Genomic DNA, 25,808 nt, shown 5'->3' with positions numbered 1-25,808 from the left:
TGTGAATAGCGAAATTATGTTTTTTGTAGTCGCAGGCTAGGGAAAAGCTGCACCCACGCAAACCCCGCGGCCCGCGGGCTGCAGGGGAGGGGGTATAGGATTTTTGGTGGCTGGGGCGACAAATTGGATAGGCAAAAAATGCCTTTCGATGGTGTGCTACCAGTATTCGGGCTTGCAGGCAGGCTTCTTGCGGGTTGGAACCCGAAGCGGGAACTGGTGCGTGCGCAGTTCTTCGACGGTGATCAGGCGGCGGGTCCAATGGGCGTATTCCAGCAAGGAGCCGGGTGGTTCGCGCCTGATGCCCTCGCGATGGGGCAATATCACGCCGATATGCAGCATCGGGAAGTCTTCGCGAAGTGCCCTTAGCGCTGGCGCCATGTCGGTATCCGCCGAGACCAGCACGATCTGCTCAATGCGCTCTTCCGCGGGGGCACTGGCCTGCTTGTTGGCGAGGCGATACATGCTGATGGCGAGATGGACGTCAGTCTCCTTTTCCTCCAACTGCCAGATGTCGACCTGATCTGACCTGGAGGCTGGCGTTCGCTTGTCGACGAAACGGGGCGCCCGACCGGGTTCCAGACGGTGTCTCCCGAAGTGGACCTCTACGTCTCGTGCCTTGAGCGCTCTTATGTAGGTGTCCTGAGCCTGCTTGGAGAGTACCCCGCGTGAAGCCAGGTCCGGTTTCACGCCGGCGGTGTAGTAACTGATGGACGCAACGCAGGAATCCGGTTGCTGCACCTGCAGTACGTGCTGAAGCAGGGCAGGAAGGTCCAGCCATTTGAATGGCGTTCCGGCCAGCAGGCCGTAGAAGAGGTTGTATCCGTCGACGAAGAAGGCGGTGCGCAAAACTTTCCAATCCCCAGAAACGAAAAAACCGGCCAGTTGGCCGGTTTCTTCACCCCAACGGCCAGCGAACTGAATCGCTGCGTACGGGGTTGAGTCGTAAAGGAGATGCTAGGGAAGCACGGGTGGGGCTGTCAATCGGACTGAGTCGACACAAGCGCCCGATCAGCGGCTTTCCGCCACCGCCTCGATGAACCGCTCCAGCACCAGGTTCGGCCGGCGGCCCTTGCGGGTCACCACGGTCAGCGGGATGTCGTAGTGGAAGCGCTCCGGGCGCAGCGGGCGCAGGCGGCCCTGGGCGACCCAGTCGGCTGCGTAGTGGTCGGGCAGGTAGCCGATGTAGCTGCCTGTGAGGATCAGGAAGGCCATGCCCTCGCGGTCCGAGGCATTGGCGCTGCCGCGCAGTTCCTGGTGGCGCTCCTGGGCTTCGGCGGGGATGCGGTAGCTGGGCTCCACCGCGTCGCAGGCGTGGATTTCCTCCACCGTGATACTCGCGTCGTCGCGCTCGAACAGCGGGTGCTCCTGGCTGCAGAACAGCAGCGAGCGCTCCTCATAAAGAGCGGAATACTCCAGCCCCGACAGCGGGCTGATCAGCGGCACCACGCCCACATGCAACCGTCCGTCGAGAACTCCCAGCTCGATCTCGTTGGGCGTGGTCATGCCGATGTTGATCCGCACGCCCGGTCCGCTGGCTTTCAGTGCGCGCAGGGCGTGGGTGATGCGCATCTGCGGCAGGGTCACCAGGTTGTTGATGATGCCGATGTTCAGCTCGCCGCGCAGGTGCTGGTGCAGCTCGTTGACCTCGGCGCGGAAGCCCTCCAGCGCCGCCAGCAGGGACTGGGTCGCGCGGTACACCTCGCGGCCCTCGTCGGTCAGCGCGAAGCCCGCCCGGCCGCGCTGGCACAGGCGCATGCCCAGGCGCTTTTCCAGGTCGCCCATGTGCAGGCTGATGGCCGAGCGGCTGATGCCCAGCGTGCTTTCTGCGGCCGAGAAGCTGCCGCACTCGACTATGGTTTTGAAGATGCGCAGCAGACGGATCTCGAAGTCGCTGACCTGGCCCAGGGAAGGCGCCCGTTGTTTCGCCATTTTAGTTTTACCAATCCGAAACTGAACGTAAGAAGAATAAGCTTTAACTCACGTTAAGTCAGGCCCAATCTACGAGCATCGCGCCAGGCCCGACGCGGCCTGCGCGCCCAACAAGACTGTCTTCGAGGACATGCTCCATGAACCAGCAAGTGAACGTCACTCCGTCGGTGGCCAGCGAACTGAACCTGAAGGCCCACTGGATGCCCTTCAGCGCCAACCGCAACTTCCATAAAGACCCGCGCATCATCGTCGCCGCCGAAGGCAGCTGGCTGGTGGACGACCAGGGTCGCAAGATCTACGACAGCCTGTCGGGCCTGTGGACCTGCGGCGCCGGTCACTCGCGCAAGGAAATCGCCGACGCGGTCGCCAAGCAGCTGACCACCCTCGACTACTCCCCGGCCTTCCAATATGGCCACCCGCTGTCCTTCAAGCTGGCCGAGAAGATCACCCAGCTGACCCCGGCAGGCCTCGACCACGTGTTCTTCACCGGTTCCGGCTCCGAGTGCGCCGACACCTCGATCAAGATGGCCCGCGCCTACTGGCGCCTGAAAGGCCAGGCGCAGAAGACCAAGCTGATCGGCCGCGCCCGTGGCTACCACGGCGTGAACGTCGCCGGCACCGCGCTGGGCGGCATCGGTGGCAACCGCAAGATGTTCGGCCAGCTGATGGACGTCGACCACCTGCCGCACACCCTGCAGCCGGGCATGGCCTTCACCAAGGGCATGGCCGAGACCGGCGGTGTCGAGCTGGCCAACGAACTGCTGAAGCTGATCGAACTGCATGACGCTTCGAACATCGCTGCCGTCATCGTCGAGCCGATGTCCGGTTCCGCTGGCGTGCTGGTACCGCCGAAGGGTTACCTGCAGCGCCTGCGCGAAATCTGCGATCAGCACAACATCCTGCTGATCTTCGACGAAGTGATCACCGCCTTCGGCCGTATGGGCAAGGCCACCGGCGCCGAGTACTTCGGCGTGAAGCCGGACATCATGAACGTCGCCAAGCAGGTCACCAACGGCGCCATCCCCATGGGCGCGGTGATCGCCAGCAGCGAAATCTACGACACCTTCATGGGCCAGAACCTGCCGGAATACGCCGTCGAGTTCGGCCATGGCTACACCTACTCCGCGCACCCGGTCGCCTGCGCCGCGGGTATCGCCGCGCTGGACCTGCTGGAAAAAGAGAACCTGATCCAGCAGTCGCTGGAACTGGCTCCCTACTTCGAGAAGGCCCTGCACGGCCTGAAGGGCGCGAAGAACGTCATCGACATCCGCAACTGCGGCCTGGCCGGCGCCATCCAGATCGGCGCCCGTGACGGCGACGCCATCGTGCGTCCGTTCGAAGCCAGCATGAAGCTGTGGAAAGAAGGCTTCTACGTACGCTTCGGCGGCGACACCCTGCAGTTCGGCCCGACCTTCAACGCCAAGCCCGAGGACCTGGACCGCCTGTTCAGCGCCGTGGGCGATGCCCTCAACGGGGTCGCGTAAGTGAGCGAGCGTCCGAAGGCCGTCCCGACGGTACAGATCGACAACGACAAGGTCCTGGTCACCGAGTGGCGGTTCGCCCCCGGTGCCGAGACCGGCTGGCACCGCCACGGCATGGAATACGTCGTGGTTCCGGTGACCAACGGCGAACTGCTGCTGGAAACCCCCGATGGCGAGCGCCGCGCGCCGCTGGTCCTGGGGGCGAGCTACACCCGTCAGATCGGTACCGAGCACAACGTGATCAACGCCAGCGACCACGAAGTGGCGTTCATCGAGATCGAGCTCAAGAGCGACGACCACCCGCACAGCCACTGAGTGCGCGGGCACGCGAGAAGGCGTAGCCGGGAAACTCCTTTTAAAGTGCAGTTCCCGGCGAGCCACGCGGCTTTGCCCACACTCCGAACAAGCCCCCTCTCCCTTCAGGGAGAGGGTTGGGGAGAGGGGCTCTTGAAGCCCTTCACCCGAACCACTCAAGCGAGAAGAGACAGCCCATGACCACCGTCAAGCACCTGATCGGCGGCGAGATGATCGCCGACACCGGCCGCACCGCCGACGTCTTCAACCCGTCCACCGGCGAAGCCATCCGCAAGGTCCCGCTGGCCAGCCGCGAAACCGTGCAGCAGGCCATCGACGCCGCCAAGGCCGCCTTCCCGGCCTGGCGCAACACCCCGCCGGCCAAGCGCGCCCAGGTGCTGTTCCGCTTCAAGCAACTGCTCGAAGCCAACGAGCAGCGCATCGTCCAGCTGATCAGCGAAGAACACGGCAAGACCATCGAAGACGCCGCCGGTGAACTCAAGCGCGGCATCGAGAACGTCGAGTACGCCAGCGCCGCCCCGGAAATCCTCAAAGGCGAATACAGCCGCAACGTCGGCCCGAACATCGACGCCTGGAGCGACTTCCAGCCGATCGGCGTAGTCGCCGGCATCACCCCGTTCAACTTCCCGGCCATGGTGCCCCTGTGGATGTACCCGCTGGCCATCGCCTGCGGCAACACCTTCATCCTCAAGCCGTCCGAGCGTGACCCGAGCTCCACCCTGCTGATCGCCGAACTCTTCGAAGAAGCCGGCCTGCCCAAGGGCGTGCTGAACGTGGTGCACGGCGACAAGACCGCCGTGGACGCGCTGATCGAAGCCCCGGAAGTTAAAGCCCTGAGCTTCGTCGGCTCGACCCCGATCGCCGAGTACATCTATTCCGAAGGCACCAAGCGCGGCAAGCGCGTACAAGCCCTGGGCGGCGCCAAGAACCACGCCGTGCTGATGCCCGACTGCGACCTGGACAACGCCGTCAGCGCCCTGATGGGTGCGGCCTACGGCTCCTGCGGCGAGCGCTGCATGGCCATCTCCGTAGCCGTTTGCGTGGGCGACCAGATCGGCGACGCGCTGGTCGAGAAGATCGTTCCGCAGATCAAGGCCCTGAAAATCGGCGCCGGCACCAACTGCGGCCTGGACATGGGCCCGCTGGTCACTGGCGCGGCACAGGCCAAGGTCACCGGCTACATCGACACCGGCGTAGAACAAGGCGCCCAGCTGCTGGTCGACGGCCGCAACTTCAAGGTGGCCGGTCACGAGAACGGCTTCTTCATCGGCGGCACCCTGTTCGACAAAGTGACCCCGGACATGACCATCTACCAGGAAGAAATCTTCGGCCCGGTGCTCTGCATCGTGCGCGTGAACAGCCTGGAAGAAGCCATGCAGCTGATCAACGACCACGAATACGGCAACGGCACCTGCATCTTCACCCGCGACGGTGAAGCGGCCCGCCTGTTCTGCGACGAGATCGAAGTCGGCATGGTCGGCGTCAACGTACCGCTGCCGGTACCGGTGGCCTACCACAGCTTCGGCGGCTGGAAGCGTTCGCTGTTCGGCGACCTGCACGCCTACGGCCCGGATGGCGTGCGCTTCTACACCAAGCGCAAGGCCATCACCCAGCGCTGGCCGCAGCGCAAGTCGCACGAAGCGGCGCAGTTCGCCTTCCCCAGCAATGGCTGATGGTGAATAAGCGGTAGGAAAAAGGCCGGTCAGTTGACCGGCCTTTTTTATTGCGGACGAAATTGCCAATTGCTCCGCTCTTACCGGGAGCGTATTCGTAGGATGGCGTGAAGCGCAGCGATACCCATCATTCCCCCGCCTCGATTCCCTCCACTGCCTCCTCGCTCCAATCCTTCACCAGCAGCCCATCACGCACGTAGCGATGAAACGACGACCACTTCCAATCGACCACGCGGGGAACATGGCCGTGCTTGCACGGATTGAAGTGGATGTAGTCCACGTGCCGCATGAAATCGAGATCGTCGTGAATTCGGTGCTCCCAGTAGCGCCGTTGCCAGATGCCGCGCTCGCCCCTTGTCTGGCGGCTACCGGAGACGACCTCCGTCCTGGGAAGCGCCCGTGAGAATTCCGTCTTGATCAGCCGCCAGCGCAGCGCGTAATTCGCGTCGCCCACTGGCAGGGTGCAGATGGCGTGCAGGTGGTCGGGCAGGATGACGATGGCGTCGATTTGCCAGGGGTGGCGTTGTTGCGTGTAGCGAAAGGCGGCGCGGAGCAGGTCGATGTGTTCTACCAGCAGGCGGGCGCGGCGATCGGCCAGGGCAAGGGTGAAGAACCAGGTGGCGCCATCGGTTTTGTCGCGGCGGTATGAGGTCATGGCACGCCCTCTGGCTAATTGATGGGTATCGCTGCGCTCCACGCCATCCTACGTTCGAGGTCGCTTGTGGCGCTGCGGGAGCCGGCTGGGCTTCGTTGATGGGTATCGCTGCGCTCCACACCATCCTACGTTCGGGGTTACTTGTGGCGCTGTGGGTGCTGGTTTGGCTTTGTTGATGGGTATCGCTGCGCTCCACTCCATCCTACGTTCGGGGTTACTTGTGGCGCTGCGGGGGCTGGCTGGGCTTTGTTGATGGGTATCGCTGCGCTCCACGCCATCCTACGTTCGAGGTTGCTTGTGGCGCTGCGGGAGCCGGCTGGGCTTTGTTGATGGGTATCGCTGCGCTCCACGCCATCCTACGTTCGGGGTTACTTGTGGCTCTGTGGGTGCTGGTTTGGCTTTGTTGATGGGTATCGCTGCGCTCCACGCCATCCTACGTTCGAGGTCGCTTGTGACGCTGCGGGAGCCGGCTGAAACCTTTGTAGGATGGCGTGGAGCGCAGCGATACCCATGCTGCTGCGGATCAGGAGTGATCGAGCATCCGGGGGACTTCTTCCCAGCGCATCCACAGGTCGCCTTGCCAGTTCAGCAGCATCAGGCGGCGGGCGTCCCAGGTGAGGAGGACGCGGCGGGGTGTTTCGGAATCTGGGGTGTGCTGGTCGCGCAGGGTGGGGATGACGTCGTGGCAGAGCCAGCGGTCCAGTGCTTCGAGTTCGGGGTGGCCGAAGCGGACGAAGGCCTTGTAGATGGCGGCCTCGCTGAGCAGGACGGTGTCTTCCGTGGTGCCGGTGCGGTAGGTCAGCGGGAGGGTCTGGACTTCGTGGGGGAAGAAGCGGTGGTGGAAGCTGTCGGGGTACTGGACGGAGAGCAGGCGGGCGATGTCGCGGGAGGCGAACCAGGCCTGGTTGTCGAGCATGAGGCCGCGCAGGAAGCGTTTTTTGCGGGTGAAGAAGGTTGGGGTGTAGGTGTTTTGCATTGATGAAGCTCCACTAAAAGTTTAGAGCTGCCATCGACGTCGCCAAACGAAGGGAGGCAGACCGCGCGGGGTTGGCGAACCGGTTAGTGGTGCCCGGCAGACTCGGAAGTCTCCCCGCGCGATCCGCCATTGAGCGTTGCAGAAAATTCTGCACGTGCGGGGACCTGCAAGAACATTCGCTGTTCTCGCAAGCGCCTTCAAGCGCTTTCGCGCCACTAATTCCGGGTCGCCAAACCCATGTCACTGATGTGACTGGGCGAGAATAGGAATGCCAGGGGTGTCCAACAAGCAGCGGTTTCCGGCTTGCGTGTAGGAGCGAGCTTGTGACCCACAGGGATGTGGGAAATGCCGAAATCCGTAGGGAACGTATTCGGCCTCGCGAACCGCCTAGCGCTGGCGTTCCCGTTTGCGTAGGAGCGGACTCTGTCCGCGATGCTTCCAGGTTGGGTGTTCTGCGCCGCTTCGGCGTGCGCGTGGGCTTCTTGTTTCGCCCCCTCGGGCGACCTCCTTTGGCAAACGCCCCAAAGGAGGCAAAGGTCTTGCCCCGGACATCCGGTTTTTCGCTTAGGCGAAAAATACCCTCGTTGAAGCGCAGTTTCAGGGGCACGCCGCGAAGGGCCATCCCTGGCCCATCGCGGCTCTCGCGACATCCATGTCGCTCAACCCCTGAAACTCCACTTCAACGAGGCCTCCTGAACGGGGCAGTTTGGAGTGCGCTGGTATTTTTCTGGAAGTCTTTTAGAGCCAGAGCCAGAGCCAGAGCCAGAGCCAGAGCCAGAGCCGGTTCGTCGGAGCGGCGGCGCTCTTCGTAGGAGTGAGCTTGCTCGCGAACCGCACGGCACCGCTGCCAATCTGTAGGAGCGGACCTTGTCCGCGAAATCCATAACGGAGAACTCCATTGCCGCAGACGTAGGGCGCATAACCCGGAACGGTTTATGCGCCAGAACGGCGGATAACGCCGGGGGCGTTATTCGCCCTACGGGAGCTGTTCGTGCCGGCTGACACAGTGGCTTCGCTACGCACCGAACGGTCCCCTCTCCCTCTGAGCGGGGCGCGCAGCCAGGGTTAGTGTGAGGGGCGGCCGAGCGCCGGAGTTTGCGCGGCGCAGGTTGTCGGTGACACGCCGGCAGGGCCGGCGTTGGGCGGGTTCGCGAGCAAGCTCGCTCCTACAGGGGAAAGGCGCGGCGCTCAGCCCAGGTGTTTCTTCAGGTAGATGCGCTGATGCCCCGGCGGGCAGTCTTCCAGCACACCCATGCGTTCGAAGCCCTGTTTCTCGTAGAAGCCGGGGGCCTGGAAGCTGTAGGTGTAGAGGAACAGGCCGACGCAGCCGCGGCGGCGGGCTTCGTCTTCGGCCAGGGCGATGAGCTGGCTGCCCAGGCCGCTGCCGCGCTGGTCATCCTGCAGCCAGAGGTAGTCGATGTAGAGCCAGCCCATGCCGGATTGGCCGAACATGCCGCCGACCACTTCGCCGTCGTCGCTGCGGGCATAGAGTTCGAAGTCGTCGTAGGTGTTGCTGCGGCCCATCTGGCCCAGGTTATAGGCGAGCAGGCCCTTGACCACGACGTCGCGGGCTTGCGGGTCGATGCCGAGGGTGAAGTCGAATTGGCTGTGCATGGTGCCCTCCGGATTGGCGAAGGCGATCAGTCTAGGGAGATGCCGCGGCGATGGGTAGGCGCCTTTGGTAGCGGCGGGTACGGCGGTGCATGAATGCGCCCGAATCCCCGTTGATGCGGCGCATAACCCTTGGCGGGTTATGCGCCCTGCGATCAGATTTCCTCTTTGCGCGAAGTCCGGATCAGCTCCAGCGTGGTGTCGCGGAAGCGCAGGTAGCGATAGGCGCCATTGGCGGGGCCGTACATCCAGGTTTCCAGTTGCGGGCTGCCGGGGATGATTTTGCCGTCCTGCCCGCGCCGGGGCGGAGTCGGCGGGACGATGGCGCGCTTGTCCGGTTGCCCGCACTTGGCGAGCACCTCGTCCATCGGGTCGCCTTCGTTGATCAGGCCGGTTCCGCAGCGCAGGGTGCCGGCGTGGGCCGCGCCGGCGGTGAGGGTCAGGAGCAGGGCAATCAGCCAGGGGCGCATGGGACGGTTCCGTTGCGGGTTCGTCGGCCAGTCTAACGCCGCGCAACCGCATGCTTCATTGAGCTGATGCAGGCTCAGCGCGACGGGCCGACGTTGCGTACGTAGAGATCCTTGCCGCCTGAGCTGCCGATGCCCCGCGCCTGCAGTTCGAAGCGCTTGGGGTGGCCCTTGATCAGGTCGCTGAGCTTCTTGAAGCCATACAGGCGCGGGTCGAACGCCGGCTGCAGCTTGCCGATGTTCTGCCCGAGGGCGCCCAGCTGCACCCAGTCATCGTCGTCGCCGTCGATGTCGTCGAGCACCTTGGCGATGAAGTCCAGCGGGACCTTCTGCGACTTGGGTTTGCTGGCCGGTCTGGGGGCTTCGGTGGTGCTCGGGGCGGCGGCCTTGTCGGTGGCTGGCGCGGGTTCGGCAACCGGTTCGGCGGCGGCACGGAGAATCTCGGTGTAGATGAACTTGTCGCAGGCGGAGACGAAGGGCTTGGGCGTCTTCTCTTCGCCGAAGCCATAGACGGTCAGCCCTTCCTCGCGCAGGCGTGCCGCCAGGCGGGTGAAGTCGCTGTCGCTGGAGACCAGGCAGAAGCCGTCGAAGCGGCGGGTGTAGAGCAGGTCCATGGCGTCGATGATCAGCGCGCTGTCGGTGGCGTTCTTGCCGCTGGTGTAGGCGAACTGCTGCATGGGCTGGATGGAGTGGTCGAGCAGCACCTGCTTCCACTTGCCCAGGTTGGGTTTGGTCCAGTCGCCGTAGATGCGCTTGACGCTGGCGACGCCGTACTTGGCGATCTCCTCGAACAGGCCTTCGACAATGGCGGCGGGGGCGTTGTCGGCGTCGATCAGCACGGCGAGGTGCTTCTGCTGGCGGGGCGCGGGGGTCTTGGTGGCCATGCTGCATCCTTTGCTTGGGTTACGACGACCTTAGTGCCCGTGGCCGGCCGCGACAACCCGCAGTGCCAATGAGCTCCCGATAGAATCATTGCGCCATCACTGGCGCAGGCATATCCTCCGCCACCGTTCAGGGAGGAACGCGGCGCCATCACTCATTCGATCGCGAACTGCCTGGGCGCCCATCCGCCATCGAAGGAATGACCATGCTTCGCTTTCTCTGCGTTTCCCTTTTCGCCATCCTGCTGACCGGCTGCGCCTCTTCGGCAAAGGTCGAGAACATGCAGGTCAACGACCAGCAGGCGCACACCCCGAAATACGACGCCGCGCTGCGCGACAACCTCCAGGTCGCCGACGTCGAGGGCGGCAAGAAGACCAATCCGCTGTGGACTTCGCAGATCGACGGCGCCGATTTCCGCTCCGCGCTGGAGCAGTCCCTGGGCAAGGCCGGCCTGCTCGGCCAGGGCGACAAGGCTGCCTACTCGCTGCGGACCAAGCTGGTCAGCCTGGATCAGCCGGTCTTCGGCTTCAATTTCACCGTGACTTCGACCGTCGAGTACAGCCTGGTGGAAAGCGCCAGCGGCCGCGTGGTCTGGCAGGAAACCGTGAAGGAGCCCTTCACTGCCGGCGTGGGTGACGCGTTCTACGGCGTCACCCGCCTGCGCCTGGCCAACGAAGGTTCGGCGCGCGCCAACATCGGCACCCTGCTGCAGCGCCTGGGTGACCTGAAGCTGGGTGCCGGCCAGGTTTCGCTGCAGAACTGATCGCGCTCGCGGCGAAAGAAAAAGCCCGGCGATGCCGGGCTTTTTTCATGCCGCTCTGATCAGGCAACAGCAGCGGCGAACTCGCATTTGTCGCGCCCGCTGCGCTTGGCGTCGAGCAGGGCGGCGTCGGCGCGGCTGAGGGTCTGGGAGTAGCTTTCGCCCGGATGGTGCTCGGCGACGCCGAAGCTGGCGGTGACCGACAGGGCGTTGGTGCCCACGCGCACGGCCAGGCAGCGGATGTCGTTGCGTACCCGTTCGATGATGGCAGCGGCATCGCTCAGGTGGGTGTCGGGGAGGATCAGCAGGAATTCCTCGCCGCCCCAGCGTCCGCAGAGGTCGTACTGGCGCAGGGCGGATTCCATGGCGCGGCCGATTTCCACCAGCACGCGGTCGCCCACTTCGTGGCCCCAGGTGTCGTTGACCTGCTTGAAGCGGTCGACGTCGAGCATGGCCAGCACATAGGGCTCGCCGTGGCGCTGGGCGCGCTCGCTTTCCTCGCGAAGGCGCTCCATCAGCAGGCGGCGGTTGGCGATGCCGGTGAGGGTGTCGTGGGTCGAGGCTTCCTTCAGCGCGACGTTGAGGTCACGCATCATGTCCTGGTAGCGGTCGGAGATGCGCGCGACCTTTTCCAGCTGGCGCAGCTGCTTGTGATAGCGCTCGGACAGCGTGCTGTTCTGCTGCCGGGCCATGGACTGGAAGCCGTCGGAAATCCGCGCGATGCGTTCCAGGCGCGCGAGCTGGTCGAGGGATTGCTGGTGCTTCTGGTACAGGGCCTCGCGCAGGGGGTGGCCTTCGTACTGGGGGTCGGCCAGCAGGTCTTCGATCAGCAGGTCCAGCTCGCGCTCGCTAGTCATGGCTCTTACTCGTCGTAGGCTTGGATGACGAACGGGAAGGTACAGTCCTCGCGGAATTCCTCGGCCAGCTCGGCAACGCGCTCGTTGCGTCGGTCATAGTGCCACGCCACGCTGGTGGTGCGGCCCTGGCCGTGGGCTTCTTCGAGCAGGTCGAAGATGTCCATCATGGCCTTGATCGAGCTGGTGTTGAGGTACAGCAGGCGCAGGTCGAGTTCCAGCGGGCGCTGTTCCTGGGTGAGGAAGCGTTCGACCCACTCGATCACCTGGCCGAACAGCTCGTAGGAGTTCTCCGGGTAGGAGTCGCCCTGCATCGCGAGGATGCCGGCCTGCCAGTCGCCGTGGATCTGTGGGGTGGATTGGGTGCCGTTGACGTGGAGATCGCTCATGTCGGGTCTTCCTGAATTTCGTAGTTCAGATCACGGCGCGCAGGCTGAAGAAGGCGCGGCCGTCGGGTTGTTCGGTGAGGGAGGTCTTGAGCGGCGCGCTGGACTTGCGGGCAATGTCCAGCAGGCCCAGGCCTGCTCCGCTGGAGGCTTCGGCGTCGCGCGGGCGGCGCAGCTGCTCCTTGTAGGCGACCTTGAGCTGGGCCTTGTCGAGCCCGGCGATGGCGTCGATGCTGCGCACCAGGCCCTGGCCGTCGGCCAGCTCCACCAGGTTGCCGGCGGAGACCACGTAGTGGCCTTCGTCATCGCGGGCAATTGCCACGGTGGCCGAGGCTTCCTGGTCGTTGTAGCCGCGCTGGGTGGCGTAGTGGCGGATGTTCTGGGTCATCTCGATGTAGACGGCGAACACGTCCATCGCTTCGCTGGGGTGCGCCTGCTCGGCCTGCATGTAGTTGCGCAGCGCGTGACCGATTTCCTCGATCAGGCTGCGTGAGATGGGGCCGTTGAAGCAGAGCAGTATGCGTTGCCGGGTGTAGCTCTCACGCATGGCCAGCAGATCTAGCGATTCCATGGATTAACCCCTAGTCGAAGCGGAAAGAGAGAATGGTGATGTCGTCGCGCTGCGGCTGCTCGCCCTGGTATTGGGCGAGGGTAGCGGCGAACACGTCGGCCTGCTCGGCCAGCGGCCGGCGCGCGTGGTTGCGCAGCAGGTCGGCGAAGCGGCTGTTGCCGAAGCCGAAGCCGTGCTCGCCGCCGGCCTGGTCGAGGAAGCCGTCGGTGCACAGGTAGTAGGTCCAACCGGTTTCCATCGGGATTTCCACATCCTGATAGTCGCCCTGGCGCTTGTCGCCGATCGCGCGGCGCGCGCCCTTGTATTCGCGCACTTCGTTGCCGTCGCTGGCGAACAGGGAAATCTTCGCCCCGGAGAAATGCAGCAGGTTGCGCTGGTGGTCGACGCGCACCAGGCCGGCGTCCATGTTGGTGGCCAGCGAGTGGGTGAATTCTTCCTGGCTGAGCATGCCGCGCATCACGTGGTCGGTCTCGCGCAGGATGGCGGCCGGGTCGTGGCTCTTCACACTGTCGATGGCGTGGTCGATGGCGGCCAGTGCGAGCATGGTCATCAGCGCGCCGGGCACGCCGTGGCCGGCGCAGTCGACCACGCCGATCAGGCTGTCGACCGGGCCTTCGCGGTAGATGTAGAAGTCGCCGCCGACCACGTCGCGCGGTTTCCACAGGACGAAGTGGTGCTGGCCGAGGGAGGCCTGCAGCTGGCGGTCGGGGAGGATGGCGCGCTGGATCAGGCTGGCGTAGTCGATGGAGTCGCCGATCTTCTTCTGCGCCGCGGCCATCTCGCGGTTGGCCGCTTCCAGCGCCTGGGTGCGCTGCTGGACCTTGTCTTCGAGCTCCTCGGTGTGCCGGCGGACCTGGTCGGCCATGCTGGCGAAGGCGCTGGACAGCTCGCCGATCTCATCCGGACGGGTGCGCGGCAGCGGGCTGTCGTACTGCCCGGCGGCAATCGCCTTGGCCGACTGCTTGAGGCCGCGCAGCGGGCGCAGCACCAGCAGGTCGACGGTGTAGGCGAAGCCGATCAGCAGGATCGCCAGCAGCCCGGCGAGGGTGCCCACCAGCGGCCAGATCCAGCGGCTGTCGAGCACCTGGGCGGCGTGCAGGTCGATGGCGCTGAGCACGTGCCAGCGCAGCTGCGGGATGTAGGCGGTGGCGATCAGCTGTTCCTTGCCGTCGATGGTGCCCCACATGGTTTCCACTTCACCGGGGTTGGCCTCGGCCTGGCGCAGGGTCTGGCGCAGGGCGGTGCGTTCCTGGTCGTTGGCCAGCAGGTCGTACACGTGGTGCTTGGCCTGGCCGCTGGAACCGGAGGCGTAGGCGATCAGGCGGGTATCCGGGTGCGCCTGGATGGCGCCGTCCGGGTCGACGATCATCGGTGTCACCCCGGCTTCGCGGCGCGAGATGAACTGGTCGAGGAATTCGGTGAGGTCGAGGCCGCCGCCGGCCAGGCCGACTTTCTCGTTGCCGGCGCGCACCACCATGTTGAACCAGACCTTGGTGACCTTCAGCTTGGCGTCGTAGTTGACGTTGATGTTGTAGGTCTCATCGCGGGCCAGGGTATCGAAGTACCAGCGGTCCTGCGGGTCGGTGTCGCTCAGGGTGTAGCGCGGGGAGTTCGACAGCGGTGAGCTGGAGTCGTTGAAGTAGTAGTGGCGCGAGGCGTCCACCACGACGAAGTAGGAGTAGTTGTGCTGGTCCGCACGGAAGCCTTCGGCCTCGCGGAAGAACAGCGAGCGCCGCGCCGGGTCGTTCTCGGCCAGCAGCCAGTCCTGGGTGACCACAGACTCGGCCAGCCGGCGCGACAGCGCCAGTTCGCGGATCACCGGAGCGATGATCTTCTGCTGGTTGAGTAGCGTGAAGTTTCTCGCGAAGGCGAGGCCGAAATGCGTGCGGATGTCCTCCATGGCCTTCCAGCCCAGCATTACCGCCGGAACCAGAGCCAGAAGACAGGCGATGAGCAGTGCCACCACCGATTTGCCGCGCAACCCCCATCTTGCCGCCATGGCTCTCTTGTTTCCCCGTGCCGCCCGCCGTGTGCCGGTCTTTTGGCGAAAGCTCAATTGTGCATTTTGTATACGGGCACAATCAAACCAAATTGATATCGTATCGCCATAATATTGGCGCCGGTCAATTGGCCTGAGTCTAGACCCTCTGTGAAAAGTCGCTCGCAGACCTCGGATGATTCCCGCAGAACTAGACCCTGTTCCCACTTCCACTCTGGCGCGCCTGCTGTAGGAGCGAACCTGCTATGCGCTCCAGCGGCAGGACCTCCTTGGCTGCGCCCAGCTCCACGGCCTCGCGGGGCATGCCGTAGACCACGCAGGTGGCCTCGTCCTGGGCGACCGTGTGGCCGCCGGCCTGACGGATCGCCTGCAATCCCCGGGCCCCATCCTTGCCCATGCCGGTGAGCAGGGCGGCGATGAGGTTGCGTCCGGCGCAGCGGGCGAGGGAGTTGAACATCACGTCCACCGCTGGGCGGTGGCCATTCACCGGCGCCTCGTGCTGCAGCCGCACGATGTAGTTGGCGCCGCTGCGCTGGACTTCCATGTGGAAATCGCCGGGGGCGACCAGCACGTGGCCGGGGAGGATGCGGTCGCCGTCGCGGGCTTCGCGAACTGACAGGCGCGTCTGTCGGTCCAGTCGCTCGGCGTAGGATTTGGTGAAGCCCGGCGGCATGTGCAGGGTCACCACCGTGCCGGGGCAATCCGGCGGCAGGCCGAGCAGGACTTCCTTGATCGCCTCGGTGCCGCCGGTGGAGGCGCCGATGGCGAAGATCTTTTCGGTGCTCAGCAGCGGCGCGCTGCTCGTTGCCGGTGCGCTGGCCGAGGATGCCGGGCGCGCTCGCGGCAGGCGCGCGCGGGCGGCGGCCTTGAGTTTGGCGCAGATTTCCTCGGCGTAGGCCTGCATGCCCTCGGCAATGCCCAGGCGCGGCTTGGCGATGAAGTCGATGGCGCCCAGCTCCAGGGCGCGCAGGGTGGCCTCGGAGCCTTTCTCGGTGAGCGAGGAGATCATCAGCACCGGCGTCGGCCGGCCCTTCATCAGCTTGTCGAGGAAGGTCAGGCCGTCCATGCGCGGCATCTCGACGTCGAGGGTGATGACGTCGGGCGAATGCTGCTTGATCAGGTCGCGGGCGACGAAGGCGTCGGGGGCGGCGCCCACCAGTTGCAGTTCCGGGTCTTGCTGGATGATGTCCTTGAGCAGGCTGCGTATCAGCGCCGAGTCGTCGACTATCAGTACCTTGACGGGCATCGGGCGGTCCTCCGCTTCAAAACAGGTCGATGCTGCCGCCGCGTTCGCGGCGGGACAGTTGCTGGCGGTACTGCTGCTCGCGCTGCAGCACCGTGTCGTTGGCCAGGGTGCGCAGCTTGCGCACCAGCACCCGGCCGCTGTCGGGGAAGAAGTAGACCTTGCGCGGGTGGATATCGAGCAGGTCCTGGGCGGCCAGGGGAATGTTCTCGTTGTCCAGGTACGCCAGGACGAACTCGGCATTGCGCTCGCCGACGTCGGCGCTGAGGTTCTTCAGCACCGAGCCGCCGCCGAACACCTTGGCCTCGAAGTGCCGGCGCTGGCCGCCGCGGCGCATCAGGCCGTTGATCAGCAGGTCCATGGCGTGCACGCCGTAGCGCCCGGAGTTGGACATCAGGCCCTGCACGCCGGTGTCGCCGGGCAGCATGAAGTGGTTCATGCCGCCCAGTCCGCAGCTGCGGTCGCGCAGGCACACCGAGACGCAGGAGCCGAGCACGGTGACCAGCATCACCGGTTCGGCGGTGACGTAGCACTCGCCGGGCAGCAGCTTCACTGCCTCCATGCCGAAGCGCGGGTCGTAGTAGCGATTGGGTTGGTCCAGGGCTGCGCCCATCAGTGGCTCCCCACCGCCTGGTAGGTGGTGCGGCCGACCGAGCGCACCAGGTGGCTGGCGTGGACGAAGTTCTCCGAGTGCCCGGCGAAGAACAGCCCGCCAGGGCGCAGCAGGCGCACCATGCGTTCGAGCAGGCGGGTCTGGGTCGGCTTGTCGAAATAGATCATCACGTTGCGGCAGAAGATCGCGTCGAGCCCGCCGGCGATGCCCCAGTCCTTGTCCAGCAGGTTGATCTGCCGGTAGTCGATCATCTGCCGCAGTTCGCGCACCACCCGCGCCTTGCCGGCGTTGCCGCCGGTGCCACGGAGGAAGAAGCGCTTCTTCTGCGCCGGGCTCAGCGCCTCGATGCGATCCAGCGGGTAGATGCCCTGGCGTGCCTGGCCGAGCACGCCGGTGTCGATGTCCGAGGCGATCAGCTCGATGGGCGGGGCGAAGCTGCCCAGTGCGTCCACCAGGGTCATGGCCATGGAGTAGGGCTCCTCGCCGGTGCTCGACGCGGTGGACCAGAAGCGCAGCGGGCGGTGGTCGCGAAGCTGCTCGGTGGCGAAGCGGCCGAGGTGGTCGAAGTGGTGCTTCTCGCGGAAGAACGCGGTGAGGTTGGTGGTCAGCGCGTTGACGAACTGCTGCCACTCCTCCTCGTGGTTCTCCAGGTAGGCGAAGTACTCGGCGAAGCTGCCCAGCCGCAGGCTGCGCAGGCGCCGCGACAGGCGGCTGTAGACCAGCTGCTGCTTGTTCTCCGAGAGGCTGATGCCGGCGTGCTGGTAGAGGCGCTCGCGCACCTGCTGGAAGTCCCGGCGGGTGTAGTGGAATTCGTGCTCGGGGGCGGGCAGGTTGATCGACATCGGGTTGTCTCGGTGTTGAGCAGGTTGCGTAGGGCGCATGACCCGGCACGAGTTGTCCGCCGTGATGGCGGATAACGCTTGCGGCGTTATGCGCCCTACTTCATTGGGTGGTTCGAGAAGGTCCGGTGCTGGGCGTTACCCTCTCCCTAACCCTCTCCCTGAAGGGAGAGGGGACTGGTTCGGTGCAGGTGGATGCCATGCTGTCAGCCGGCACGGATAGCTCCCTCTCCCTTCAGGGAGAGGGCGGGGGGAGAGGGGCCTCAGGTAAAGAGTTGCCGCTGAATGCCCATCTCCGACCATCCCTGGTCCGCCCGCGGTAGCCGACCCTCCCATTGCTCCGGCCGCCGCCATCCTTGAGCCCCGCCCGATCAGAACTCTTCCCAGTCATCCTCCTTGCCCTTGGCGCGCACTGCCTTGGCCACGCCGCGGGCGGCGCGGGAGGTGTGCGCGGCCGGCTCGGCGCGGGCCGGGCGGGCGGAGGCCAGCGGCACCACGGTGGCCGCGATGGCTTCCAGGCGGAACACCGCGACCTGCTGGTTGAGCATGCCGGCCTGCTCCTGCAGGGCCTCGGCCGAGGCGGCGGCTTCTTCCACCAGCGCGGCGTTCTGCTGGGTCATCTCGTCCATCTGCGACACGGCGCCGTTCACTTCCTCGATGCCGCTGCTCTGCTCGGCGGACGCGGCGGCGATCTCGGCCATGATGTCGGTGACGCGCTTGATGGCTACCACGATATCGCTCATGGTCTGGCCGGCCTGGGCGACCAGGGTGTTGCCGCTCTCGACCTTGTCCACCGAGTCGTTGATCAGTGTCTTGATCTCCTTGGCAGCGGCGGCGGAACGCTGCGCCAGGGTGCGCACTTCCCCGGCCACCACGGCGAAACCACGGCCCTGCTCGCCGGCGCGGGCGGCTTCCACCGCGGCGTTGAGCGCGAGGATGTTGGTCTGGAAGGCGATGCCGTCGATCACGCCGATGATGTCGGCGATCTTGCGCGCCGAGTCGTTGATCGCCGACATGGTGCCGACCACCTTCTGCACCACGCTGCCGCCCTGGGTGGCGACTTCCGAGGCGTTCACCGCCAGCGAGTTGGCCTGGCGGGCGTTCTCGGCGTTGAGTTTCACGGTGCTGGTCAGCTCTTCCATGCTCGACGCGGTTTCTTCCAGGCTGGAGGCCTGCTGCTCGGTGCGGGTGGACAGTTCGGCGTTGCCGCTGGCGATCTCGCTGGCGGCAGTGTGGATGGTGTCGGCCGCTTCGCGAATCTGCCCGAGCATGCGCGACAGGCTTTGCGCGGTCTCGTTGGCGTAATCCTTGAGTTCGCCGAAGGTGCCCTGGTAGTCGGCGTCGATGCGCTGGGTCAGGTCGCCCTGGGCGAGGGCGCCGAGCACGCGGGTAACGTCGCGCAGGCCCTTGTCGGCGGTGTCTACCAGGTTGTTCAGGCCGGTGGCGATCTTCAGGAAGAAGCCTTCCTTGTTCGACGCCTCGATGCGCTTGGTGAAGTCGCCGGCGACGGCGGCGTCCACCAGTTGCGAGACTTCCTGCTCGGCGCGGTATTCCTCGGTGCGGTCGGTCCACTGCACGGCCGAACCCAGGCGCTCGCCGGCATCGTTGAACACCGGCACCACGTCCAGCGCGAAGCGCCGGCCGCCGAGGTTCAGCTCGGCCTTATGCCGCGCGGTCAGGTGCGCCAGCATGTTGCGCTGGTGCGCCGGGTTCTTGTGGAAGATGTCGATGTTGGTGCCCATCAGGCGGCTGGCGTTGAAGTTCGGCAGCTGCTTGCGGATGTCGGCCTCGGCGTTGCCGAGCATCTCGGTCACCGTGCGGTTCATGTAGATGATGTCGAGATCGTTGTTGGCGATCATCACGTTGGCCGAGACGTTATCCAGCGCGCTCTTGATCCGCGCGTTGTACTCGGCGGCATCGGCGTTGGCCTTGAGGCTGTTGCGCACGCCGTCGATGGCCTCGGTGATGATGGCCTTCTTGCCCGGCAGGCGGTCCATTTCCACCGAGTAGTCGCCCTTGCCGTAGGCGGTGACGGTGGCGACCACCTTCATCTTCACCGCGATATGCGCGGCGACCAGGTCGTTGATGCCCTTGGCGATGCGCGCCGGGCGGCCGGCGAACTTGTCCACCGGGATCACCTCGTCGATCCAGCCCAGCTCGTGCTGGCGGGTCATTTCCACCAGGCCGGCTTCCAGGGCTTCCACCTGGGCCTGCTCGGCGCGCTGCTCGCGCAGGTTGCGCTGGATGCTGCGCAGCCCGTCATACAGGCGCTCGTAGCCGGCGGCCGGGGCTTCGCCGATGGCGACGTCGAGGTTGCCGTCCACCAGGCTGTGGAGAATGGCGGTGATGCGGTCGGCGCGTTGTTGCGCCAAGGCGTGTGCGTTGAACAGACCCATTTGTCTTGATCCTCTGCTCTGTCAGGGTTTGCCCGGCTCAGGCCGCGGCGTCGTCGACCAGCGCCATTTCGCGGCTGGTCATGAGTTTTTCGATATCCACCAGGATCAGCATCCGCTCGCCGGCGGTGGCCAGGCCCAGCAGGTACTCGGTGTCGAAGCTGGCGGCGAATTCCGGGCGCGGCTTGATCTCCTCGCCGGCCAGGGCGATCACGTCGGAGACCGAATCCACCACCGCGCCGACGATGCGCCGGCCGACGTTGAGGATGATCACCACGGTGAACTGGTCGTAGCTGATGTCGGCCAGGTTGAACTTGATGCGCAGGTCGACGATGGGAACGATGGCGCCGCGCAGGTTGATCACGCCCTTGATGAAGGCGGGGGCGTTGGCGATGGCGGTGACCTGGTCGTAGCCACGGATTTCCTGCACGCGGAGGATGTCGATGGCGTATTCCTCGCGGCCCAGGGTGAAGGTCAGGTATTCCTGCGCCGGGCTAGTCGCGGTGGCGGCTTCAGCTGCGCTCATGGTTCATTTCTCCTTGTGCCGCCAGGCGTGGCAGGGCATCGACATCGAGAATCAGGGCGACGCTGCCGTCGCCCATGATGGTGGCGCCGGCGATCCCGTCGATCCGGCGGAAGTTCTGTTCCAGGCTCTTGATCACTACCTGCTGCTGGCCGACCAGCTCGTCCACCTGCAGGGCGAAGCTCCTGCCCTCGGATTCGAGGATCACCACGATCCCCTGCTCCGGCGGCTGCGGCTGGGCGCCGATGCGCAGCAGCTGGTTGAGGGAGAACAGCGGCAGGTATTCGCCGCGCACGCGGATCACCGTCGACTCCTCGCCGGCGAGGCCGCGCACGTCGTCGGCGCGGGCCTGCAGCGACTCGACGATGTAGGTCAGCGGCACCACGTAGTTGACCTTCTCCACGGCGACAATCAGGCCGTCGAGGATGGCCAGGGTCAGCGGCAGGCGGATGCTCATGCGGGTGCCCATGCCGGGCGCCGAATCGATGTCGATGCGCCCGCCCATGGCCTGGATGTTGCGCCGCACCACGTCCATCCCGACGCCACGGCCGGAGAGTTCGGTGACTGCTTCGGCGGTGGAGAAGCCGGGCATGAAGATCAGTTGCCAGACCTCTGCGTCGGTCATCCCATCGTGTACCGGCAGGCCCTTTTCGCGGGCCTTGGCGAGGATGCGCTCGCGGGACAGGCCGCGGCCGTCATCGGAGATTTCCACCACCACGCTGCCGCCCTGGTGGCTGGCGGCGAGCTTCACCGAACCCTGCGCCGGCTTGCCGGCGGCCAGGCGTTCGGCGGGCGTCTCGATGCCGTGGTCGATGCTGTTGCGGACGATGTGGGTGAGCGGGTCGCTGAGCTTCTCGATGACGCTCTTGTCCAGTTCGGTGTGCTCGCCGTGGAGGATCAGCTCGACCTGCTTGCCCAGGCGCGCGGAGGTGTCGTGCACCAGGCGCGGGAAGCGGCTGAAGATGAAGCTGATCGGCAGCATGCGGATCGACATCACCGATTCCTGCAGGTCGCGGGTGTTGTGTTCCAGTTGCGCCAGGGCCTGCTGCAGGCGCTCGAAATGCGTGGGGTCGAGATCCTCGCTGAGCTGGCTGAGCATGGCCTGGGTGATCACCAGCTCACCGACCAGGTTGATCAGGCTGTCGATCTTCTCGACGCTGACGCGGATCGAACTGGATTCACTGTCGGTGCGGGCGGCCGGCTTGGCGGCGCTGGGCGCGGCCTTGGCCTGCTCGCTCGGGGTTGCGACGGCCGCGGCCGTGGGCGCGCCGGGGGCCTTGTCGAAGATGCCGTAGGGCTCGACCGGCTTGGCGTCCGGCGCACCGGGGGCGTCGTCGAAGAAACCGAAATCGTCGTCGCTGCTGGCGCTGGTTTCGCTGGCGCCGGGAGTGCCGGGCGCATCGTCGAAGAAGCCGAAGGCGTCATCATCGCTGGCGCTGGTTTCGGCGGCTGCGGGGGCGTTGTCGAACAGGCCGAAACCATCATCGGCAGCGGGTGCGACGGGCTCGGCCAGCCAGGCGCGCAGGCGCTCGACGGTGGTGGCCACCGGCACGTCCGGATCGGGTACCTGGCTGCGGTGGGCGTCGAGCAGGCGCTGCAGCACGTCGCGGGCTTCGAGGAATACGCTGATCATGTCCACGTGCAGGGCGGTCTGCCCGCAGCGGATGCGGTCGAGCAGGGTTTCCAGCTCGTGGGTCACGGCGGTCAGGTCGTCGAAACCGAACATGCCGCTGGAGCCCTTGATCGAGTGGGCGGCGCGGAAGATGCCATTGAGCGCCTCGGCGTCCGGCTGGTCGAGGTCGAGCCCGATCAGCAGGAGTTCGAGGGTCGCCAGGTGTTCGTCGGTTTCCTCGAAGAACACCTGGAGGAACTGCTCCATTCCAGTGGCCATCGGCGATACCCCTAGGGCAGGACCTTGCGGGTCACTTCGAGCAGCTTCGGCGGGTCGAACGGCTTGACCAGCCAGCCGGTGGCGCCGGCGCTCTTGCCCTGCTGCTTCATGGCGTCGCTGGATTCGGTGGTCAGCATGAGGATCGGCGTGCTGCGGTAGCCGGCCATGTCGCGCAGGCTGCGGATCAGCGACAGGCCGTCCATGTTCGGCATGTTCTGGTCGGTGAAGACCAGGCTGTAGGCCTTGCGCTGGGCTTTGCCCAGGCCGTCCTTGCCGTCCACGGCCTCGTCCACCTCGTAGCCGGCGGACTTGAGCGTGAAGCTCAGCATCTGCCGGATCGAGGCCGAGTCATCGACGATCAGAATCTGCTTACCCATTGCGTTGGTTCTCCTGGTGGCAATGCGTGTTTACCCGCCGGGCGGCGCGTCGGCGCGCCTTCCCGGCGCGCGGAAAGAGTGGCTCTCAGCCGATCAGGGCGAGGTTGGCCAGGTATTCGTAAAGGGACTGCAGCATGGCAATGCCTCCTGTGGGCGGGACGGGAACGGCTTCAGAACAGTTCCACTTCGCCGGCGCTGAGCGTGGTCTGCGCCACCGGGTTGCTCAGCGGGCGGCCGAGCTCGGCGACTTCACCGCGCAGGCGCTCGCCCCATTCGCCCGGTTCGCGGCCATCGAGGGCACCCAGGCCCACAGCCAGGGCGCCGAGGCGCGCGCCGTGCTTGCTGATCTGCCCGAGCAGCTGGCTGCTCATGTCCTGGAACTGCAGGGCAGTGACCGCCGCGTTGACCCCATCGCCCACTTCCAGGGAGATGCGGTCCAGCTCCTGCACCACCTTCACGGTGTGCTGGTTCATGGCGTCGAGGTCGTCGAGCATGCGCTGGATCTTCTGCCGCGATTCCAGGGCGAAGGACATGTCCTTGTCGGCCAGCTGGCTGATGGCGCCTTCGGCGTCCTTGATCTCGTGGTAGACCACGTCGACGTGTTCACGGATGGCCTGGGAGAAGTGCGTGGAGCGGGTGGACAGCGCGCGCACCTCGTCAGCCACCACGGCAAAGCCCCGCCCGCTCTCGCCGGCACGGGCGGCCTCGATGGCGGCGTTGAGGGCCAGCAGGTTGGTCTGCTTGGCGATGGCGTCCATGTCCTGGGTGGATTGCAGGATGTCGGCGATCTTGTGCGTCACGCGGTCCATGCGCTGCACCAGCTGCTGCGAGGTGCGGCTGGTCTCCAGGGTCGCTTCGACGAACAGGCCGAGGGTTTCCTGGGTGGCGTTGATGAAGCGCTGGAAGTCGATGTCGTTGTCCTGGTGGCCGCGGCCGTCGTAGCGCTCGATCAGCGAGTGGGACAGGCCGCGCTGGCTGTCGATGCGCTCGGCGAGGGCGTGGAAGCTGTCGGTCAGCTGGCGGATGGCCTGATGCAGCAGGGCGTCGACCTGGTGGGTGTGGCCGTTGAGCGCGGCCAGGTGGCCTTCCACGGCTTGCTGCAACGGGCGCCACTGGGGCAGGTCGTCGCTGCGCAGGACGGTTGCCTGCGGGTCGATGGTCGCATTGGCGGCACCGCACAGCAGGCGGCTCAGTACCAGGCTGGAAACCCAGCCTACCGGCAGCATCCACCAGAACGGCACACCAACGGCGCACAGGCCGGCCACGACGACCCATGGCAGGGACTGGATAACGAGGCGCTGCGGCCAGCCTTGGCCAATGCCTTGACCCGCGGACGGGTTCAATTGTGAATCGCGCATGTAATGCACTCCATTGCCGGGCGCCGGTGACCGGGCCGAACGGCTGCTGACTACTTCTTGAGCAGGAATTCGGCGCTGCGATTTAAAACTAGAGTGCCAATCGATGATGTCAAACTGGCGGCATATTCCCGTCGCAGGGGATAGACCCTTGATCTAGAGGGGTTTTCGCTGAATGACCGTTCATCGTTGCCGTTCGGAGGGCGACGGGCGGTAGTGCGCAGGCCTTGTCTGGCGCGGGTTCTAGCGATTTCTCGATGGCAGAACGTGCCTGTTGGAATGGCATCTGGAGCCATTGCGGCGAGGGGCGAAACGGGGGCGGGAATGGGGGCTGGGTGTAGGAGCGGGCCATGCGCGCGATCGCGGGCATGGCCCGCTCCTACAGGGTGACTGCCGATGTCTGCGGATGGGTAGGAGCGGACTCCGTCCGCGATAGGTCCGCATCGCGCCGGAATCCATCGCGGACGGGCTCCGCTCCTGCGCCAGTCCTGGCATTGGGGCGCGATTGTAGGATGGGTGGAGCTTGCGATACCCATGCTGTCCGCGCACCGGATTGATGGGTATCGCTTCGCTCCACGCCATCCTGCGAAGAGCAGGCCTCAGGTCGTTTACAGCGTGCCGAGCAGCTTGCGTGCCGCCTGGGTGTGGTCGGCGATCAGGCGCTTGAGGTCGAGGCCCTCGACTTCGCCGTCGATGACCCGCCAGGTGCCGCCGATCATGATCCGGTCGGCCTTGTCGGCGCCGCACAGCAGCAGCGCGGAGAGCGGGTCATGGCTGCCGGAGAAACGCAGCTCGTCGAGCTTGAACAGCGCCAGGTCGGCCTGCTTGCCCACGGCCAGTTCGCCGATGTCGCTGCGGCCGATCAGCTTTGCCGAGCCACGGGTGGCCCAGCCCAGCGCGCGTTCCGGAGTGATCTGCTCGGCGCCGTAGCGTAGACGCTGGATGTACAGGGCCTGGCGGGCTTCGAGGATCATGTTGGAGGCATCGTTGGAGGCCGAGCCGTCCACGCCGATGCCCACCGGCGCGCCGGCCGCTTCCAGCGCCACGGTCGGGCAGATGCCCGAGGCCAGGCGCATGTTCGAGCTGGGGCAGTGGCAGACGCCGGTGCCGGCTTCGCCCAGGCGGCGGATTTCCTCGTCGTTGAAGTGGATGCCGTGGGCCAGCCAGGTGCGCGGGCCGAGCCAGCCGACGCTGTCCAGGTAATCCACGGTGCGTTGGCCGAAGCGCTGCAGGCAGAAGTCTTCCTCGTCGAGGGTTTCCGCGAGGTGGGTGTGCAGGCGCACGTCCTCGCGCTCGGCCAGCTCGGCGCTGGCGCGCATGATTTCCGGGGTGACCGAGAACGGCGAGCAGGGCGCCAGGGCGATCTGCACCTGGGCGCCTTCGCCGCGCTGGTGGTATTCGCGGATCAGCCGCTGGCTGTCGTCGAGGATGGCCTCGGCGCTCTGCACGGTCTGCTGCGGCGGCAGGCCGCCGTCGGCTTCGCCCAGGCTCATGGAGCCGCGGGTGAGCATGGCGCGCATGCCCAGTTCCTGGACCACGCCGGCCTGCACGTCGATGGCCTGCTCCAGGCCATCGGGGAACAGGTAGTGGTGGTCGGCGGCGGTGGTGCAGCCCGACAGCAGCAGTTCGGCCAGCGCCACCTTGGTGGCCACGCCGAGCTGCTCGGGGGTCAGACGCGCCCACACCGGGTAGAGGGTCTTCAGCCAGGGGAACAGCGGCTGGTTCACCACCGGCGCCCAGGCGCGGGTGAGGGTCTGGTAGAAGTGGTGGTGGGTGTTGATCAGGCCGGGCGTCAGCACGTGCTGGCTGGCGTCGAAGGTCTGTTGGCAGGGAGTCGAGGGCTGCTGGCCGGCGGCGACCAGTTCGACGATGCGGCCGTCCTGGACGACGATGCCGCCACGGGCGTCGAGGTCGTTGGCGGTGAAGATGGCCAGCGGGTTGCGCAGCCAGAGACGCGGGGATGACATGGGTGAGTTCTCCAAACGGACGGAGCCGTTCGTGTCGAGCCGGCTCCA

24 protein-coding genes are annotated in these 25,808 nt (G+C 65.7%); 4 read left to right on the top strand and 20 right to left on the bottom strand.

Annotation, left to right across the window (positions count from 1 at the left end):
- Window positions 1-156 precede the first annotated feature (156 nt).
- Complete coding sequence (locus QO207_RS01270) at window positions 157-846, bottom strand: NYN domain-containing protein (protein WP_301478950.1); 690 nt, start codon at window positions 844-846, stop codon at window positions 157-159.
- 162 nt (window positions 847-1,008) lie between these two features.
- Entirely contained in the window at window positions 1,009-1,929 is a 921-nt protein-coding gene (locus tag QO207_RS01265) for a LysR family transcriptional regulator (protein ID WP_081518872.1), read from the bottom strand.
- 137 nt (window positions 1,930-2,066) lie between these two features.
- Between QO207_RS01265 and QO207_RS01260 the strand changes: the two genes are divergently transcribed.
- From QO207_RS01260 to QO207_RS01250, 3 genes are all read left to right on the top strand, one after another.
- Window positions 2,067-3,413: an aspartate aminotransferase family protein gene (locus QO207_RS01260; protein WP_138213347.1), complete on the top strand. Its 1,347-nt coding sequence runs from the start codon at window positions 2,067-2,069 to the stop codon at window positions 3,411-3,413.
- Entirely contained in the window at window positions 3,414-3,725 is a 312-nt protein-coding gene (locus QO207_RS01255) for a cupin domain-containing protein (protein ID WP_301478949.1), read from the top strand. It abuts the gene before it with no gap.
- A gap of 176 nt (window positions 3,726-3,901) precedes the next feature.
- Window positions 3,902-5,398 (top strand): CoA-acylating methylmalonate-semialdehyde dehydrogenase, encoded by a 1,497-nt coding sequence (locus QO207_RS01250; RefSeq protein ID WP_081518870.1) that lies wholly within the window; start codon window positions 3,902-3,904, stop codon window positions 5,396-5,398.
- A 127-nt stretch (window positions 5,399-5,525) separates the two neighbouring features.
- Here the strand turns inward: QO207_RS01250 and QO207_RS01245 are convergent, their stop codons facing one another.
- From QO207_RS01245 to QO207_RS01225, 5 genes are all read right to left on the bottom strand, one after another.
- On the bottom strand, window positions 5,526-6,053 hold the full coding sequence (locus tag QO207_RS01245) for a transposase (protein ID WP_301478948.1): 528 nt from the start codon (window positions 6,051-6,053) through the stop codon (window positions 5,526-5,528).
- A 523-nt stretch (window positions 6,054-6,576) separates the two neighbouring features.
- Entirely contained in the window at window positions 6,577-7,029 is a 453-nt protein-coding gene (locus QO207_RS01240; RefSeq protein ID WP_301478947.1) for a BRO family protein, read from the bottom strand.
- Window positions 7,030-8,217: 1,188 nt separating this feature from the next.
- Complete coding sequence (locus QO207_RS01235) at window positions 8,218-8,643, bottom strand: GNAT family N-acetyltransferase (RefSeq protein WP_081518867.1); 426 nt, start codon at window positions 8,641-8,643, stop codon at window positions 8,218-8,220.
- A gap of 152 nt (window positions 8,644-8,795) precedes the next feature.
- A complete protein-coding gene (locus QO207_RS01230; protein ID WP_301478946.1) occupies window positions 8,796-9,110 on the bottom strand; it encodes a DUF2845 domain-containing protein in 315 nt (104 codons plus the stop codon).
- Between the two features lie 74 nt (window positions 9,111-9,184).
- Window positions 9,185-9,991 carry an NYN domain-containing protein gene (locus QO207_RS01225; RefSeq protein ID WP_301478945.1) on the bottom strand — a complete coding sequence of 269 codons (807 nt, stop codon included), beginning with the start codon at window positions 9,989-9,991 and terminating at the stop codon, window positions 9,185-9,187.
- Window positions 9,992-10,194: 203 nt separating this feature from the next.
- Here QO207_RS01225 and QO207_RS01220 point away from each other — a divergent pair, with 203 nt between their 5' ends.
- Window positions 10,195-10,752 carry a hypothetical protein gene (locus QO207_RS01220; RefSeq protein ID WP_301478944.1) on the top strand — a complete coding sequence of 186 codons (558 nt, stop codon included), beginning with the start codon at window positions 10,195-10,197 and terminating at the stop codon, window positions 10,750-10,752.
- Between the two features lie 59 nt (window positions 10,753-10,811).
- Here the strand turns inward: QO207_RS01220 and siaD are convergent, their stop codons facing one another.
- From siaD to QO207_RS01155, 13 genes are all read right to left on the bottom strand, one after another.
- Window positions 10,812-11,606, bottom strand: coding sequence for a biofilm regulation diguanylate cyclase SiaD (gene siaD, locus QO207_RS01215; protein WP_301478943.1), 795 nt, complete (start codon window positions 11,604-11,606; stop codon window positions 10,812-10,814).
- Between the two features lie 5 nt (window positions 11,607-11,611).
- Complete coding sequence (gene siaC / locus QO207_RS01210) at window positions 11,612-11,992, bottom strand: biofilm regulation phosphoprotein SiaC (protein ID WP_301478942.1); 381 nt, start codon at window positions 11,990-11,992, stop codon at window positions 11,612-11,614.
- A gap of 25 nt (window positions 11,993-12,017) precedes the next feature.
- Window positions 12,018-12,560: a biofilm regulation protein kinase SiaB gene (siaB, locus tag QO207_RS01205; RefSeq protein WP_301478941.1), complete on the bottom strand. Its 543-nt coding sequence runs from the start codon at window positions 12,558-12,560 to the stop codon at window positions 12,018-12,020.
- A 10-nt stretch (window positions 12,561-12,570) separates the two neighbouring features.
- Complete coding sequence (siaA, locus tag QO207_RS01200; RefSeq protein ID WP_301478940.1) at window positions 12,571-14,559, bottom strand: biofilm regulation protein phosphatase SiaA; 1,989 nt, start codon at window positions 14,557-14,559, stop codon at window positions 12,571-12,573.
- 190 nt (window positions 14,560-14,749) lie between these two features.
- Window positions 14,750-15,805 (bottom strand): chemotaxis response regulator protein-glutamate methylesterase, encoded by a 1,056-nt coding sequence (locus QO207_RS01195; RefSeq protein ID WP_301478939.1) that lies wholly within the window; start codon window positions 15,803-15,805, stop codon window positions 14,750-14,752.
- A 16-nt stretch (window positions 15,806-15,821) separates the two neighbouring features.
- Window positions 15,822-16,415 (bottom strand): chemoreceptor glutamine deamidase CheD, encoded by a 594-nt coding sequence (gene cheD, locus QO207_RS01190; RefSeq protein ID WP_301478938.1) that lies wholly within the window; start codon window positions 16,413-16,415, stop codon window positions 15,822-15,824.
- The gene (locus tag QO207_RS01185; RefSeq protein ID WP_301478937.1) at window positions 16,415-17,257 is read right to left on the bottom strand and encodes a CheR family methyltransferase; all 843 of its coding nucleotides are present in this window, start codon (window positions 17,255-17,257) and stop codon (window positions 16,415-16,417) included. Before QO207_RS01185 ends, cheD begins: the two co-directional genes overlap by 1 nt.
- A 368-nt stretch (window positions 17,258-17,625) precedes the next feature.
- Window positions 17,626-19,650: a methyl-accepting chemotaxis protein gene (locus tag QO207_RS01180; protein ID WP_301478936.1), complete on the bottom strand. Its 2,025-nt coding sequence runs from the start codon at window positions 19,648-19,650 to the stop codon at window positions 17,626-17,628.
- A 37-nt stretch (window positions 19,651-19,687) separates the two neighbouring features.
- Entirely contained in the window at window positions 19,688-20,173 is a 486-nt protein-coding gene (locus QO207_RS01175; protein ID WP_301478935.1) for a chemotaxis protein CheW, read from the bottom strand.
- Window positions 20,160-22,061, bottom strand: a complete 1,902-nt coding sequence (locus QO207_RS01170; RefSeq protein WP_301478934.1) for a chemotaxis protein CheA — start codon at window positions 22,059-22,061, stop codon at window positions 20,160-20,162. Before QO207_RS01170 ends, QO207_RS01175 begins: the two co-directional genes overlap by 14 nt.
- 11 nt (window positions 22,062-22,072) lie before the next feature.
- A complete protein-coding gene (locus QO207_RS01165) occupies window positions 22,073-22,438 on the bottom strand; it encodes a response regulator (protein WP_301478933.1) in 366 nt (121 codons plus the stop codon).
- A 170-nt stretch (window positions 22,439-22,608) separates the two neighbouring features.
- Window positions 22,609-23,796, bottom strand: a complete 1,188-nt coding sequence (locus QO207_RS01160) for a methyl-accepting chemotaxis protein (protein ID WP_301478932.1) — start codon at window positions 23,794-23,796, stop codon at window positions 22,609-22,611.
- Window positions 23,797-24,401: 605 nt separating this feature from the next.
- Window positions 24,402-25,760 carry an 8-oxoguanine deaminase gene (locus tag QO207_RS01155; RefSeq protein ID WP_301478931.1) on the bottom strand — a complete coding sequence of 453 codons (1,359 nt, stop codon included), beginning with the start codon at window positions 25,758-25,760 and terminating at the stop codon, window positions 24,402-24,404.
- Window positions 25,761-25,808 lie beyond the last annotated feature (48 nt).

Source organism: Pseudomonas sp. CAN1 (assembly GCF_030462585.1).
Lineage (GTDB): Bacteria > Pseudomonadota > Gammaproteobacteria > Pseudomonadales > Pseudomonadaceae > Pseudomonas.
This window is presented reverse-complemented; position numbering and strand designations above follow the sequence as displayed.

Excerpts from the sequence above, each read along its gene's own strand:
- QO207_RS01265 (WP_081518872.1), bottom strand. The coding sequence starts at position 1,929 with ATGGCGAAACAACGGGCGCCTTCCCTGGGCCAGGTCAGCGACTTCGAG.
- QO207_RS01260 (WP_138213347.1), top strand. The coding sequence starts at position 2,067 with ATGAACCAGCAAGTGAACGTCACTCCGTCGGTGGCCAGCGAACTGAAC.
- QO207_RS01250 (WP_081518870.1), top strand. The coding sequence starts at position 3,902 with ATGACCACCGTCAAGCACCTGATCGGCGGCGAGATGATCGCCGACACC.
- QO207_RS01245 (WP_301478948.1), bottom strand. The coding sequence starts at position 6,053 with ATGACCTCATACCGCCGCGACAAAACCGATGGCGCCACCTGGTTCTTC.
- QO207_RS01240 (WP_301478947.1), bottom strand. The coding sequence starts at position 7,029 with ATGCAAAACACCTACACCCCAACCTTCTTCACCCGCAAAAAACGCTTC.
- QO207_RS01235 (WP_081518867.1), bottom strand. The coding sequence starts at position 8,643 with ATGCACAGCCAATTCGACTTCACCCTCGGCATCGACCCGCAAGCCCGC.
- QO207_RS01230 (WP_301478946.1), bottom strand. The coding sequence starts at position 9,110 with ATGCGCCCCTGGCTGATTGCCCTGCTCCTGACCCTCACCGCCGGCGCG.
- QO207_RS01225 (WP_301478945.1), bottom strand. The coding sequence starts at position 9,991 with ATGGCCACCAAGACCCCCGCGCCCCGCCAGCAGAAGCACCTCGCCGTG.
- QO207_RS01220 (WP_301478944.1), top strand. The coding sequence starts at position 10,195 with ATGCTTCGCTTTCTCTGCGTTTCCCTTTTCGCCATCCTGCTGACCGGC.
- siaD (WP_301478943.1), bottom strand. The coding sequence starts at position 11,606 with ATGACTAGCGAGCGCGAGCTGGACCTGCTGATCGAAGACCTGCTGGCC.
- siaC (WP_301478942.1), bottom strand. The coding sequence starts at position 11,992 with ATGAGCGATCTCCACGTCAACGGCACCCAATCCACCCCACAGATCCAC.
- siaB (WP_301478941.1), bottom strand. The coding sequence starts at position 12,560 with ATGGAATCGCTAGATCTGCTGGCCATGCGTGAGAGCTACACCCGGCAA.
- siaA (WP_301478940.1), bottom strand. The coding sequence starts at position 14,559 with ATGGCGGCAAGATGGGGGTTGCGCGGCAAATCGGTGGTGGCACTGCTC.
- QO207_RS01195 (WP_301478939.1), bottom strand. The coding sequence starts at position 15,805 with ATGCCCGTCAAGGTACTGATAGTCGACGACTCGGCGCTGATACGCAGC.
- cheD (WP_301478938.1), bottom strand. The coding sequence starts at position 16,415 with ATGGGCGCAGCCCTGGACCAACCCAATCGCTACTACGACCCGCGCTTC.
- QO207_RS01185 (WP_301478937.1), bottom strand. The coding sequence starts at position 17,257 with ATGTCGATCAACCTGCCCGCCCCCGAGCACGAATTCCACTACACCCGC.
- QO207_RS01180 (WP_301478936.1), bottom strand. The coding sequence starts at position 19,650 with ATGGGTCTGTTCAACGCACACGCCTTGGCGCAACAACGCGCCGACCGC.
- QO207_RS01175 (WP_301478935.1), bottom strand. The coding sequence starts at position 20,173 with ATGAGCGCAGCTGAAGCCGCCACCGCGACTAGCCCGGCGCAGGAATAC.
- QO207_RS01170 (WP_301478934.1), bottom strand. The coding sequence starts at position 22,061 with ATGGCCACTGGAATGGAGCAGTTCCTCCAGGTGTTCTTCGAGGAAACC.
- QO207_RS01165 (WP_301478933.1), bottom strand. The coding sequence starts at position 22,438 with ATGGGTAAGCAGATTCTGATCGTCGATGACTCGGCCTCGATCCGGCAG.
- QO207_RS01160 (WP_301478932.1), bottom strand. The coding sequence starts at position 23,796 with ATGCGCGATTCACAATTGAACCCGTCCGCGGGTCAAGGCATTGGCCAA.
- QO207_RS01155 (WP_301478931.1), bottom strand. The coding sequence starts at position 25,760 with ATGTCATCCCCGCGTCTCTGGCTGCGCAACCCGCTGGCCATCTTCACC.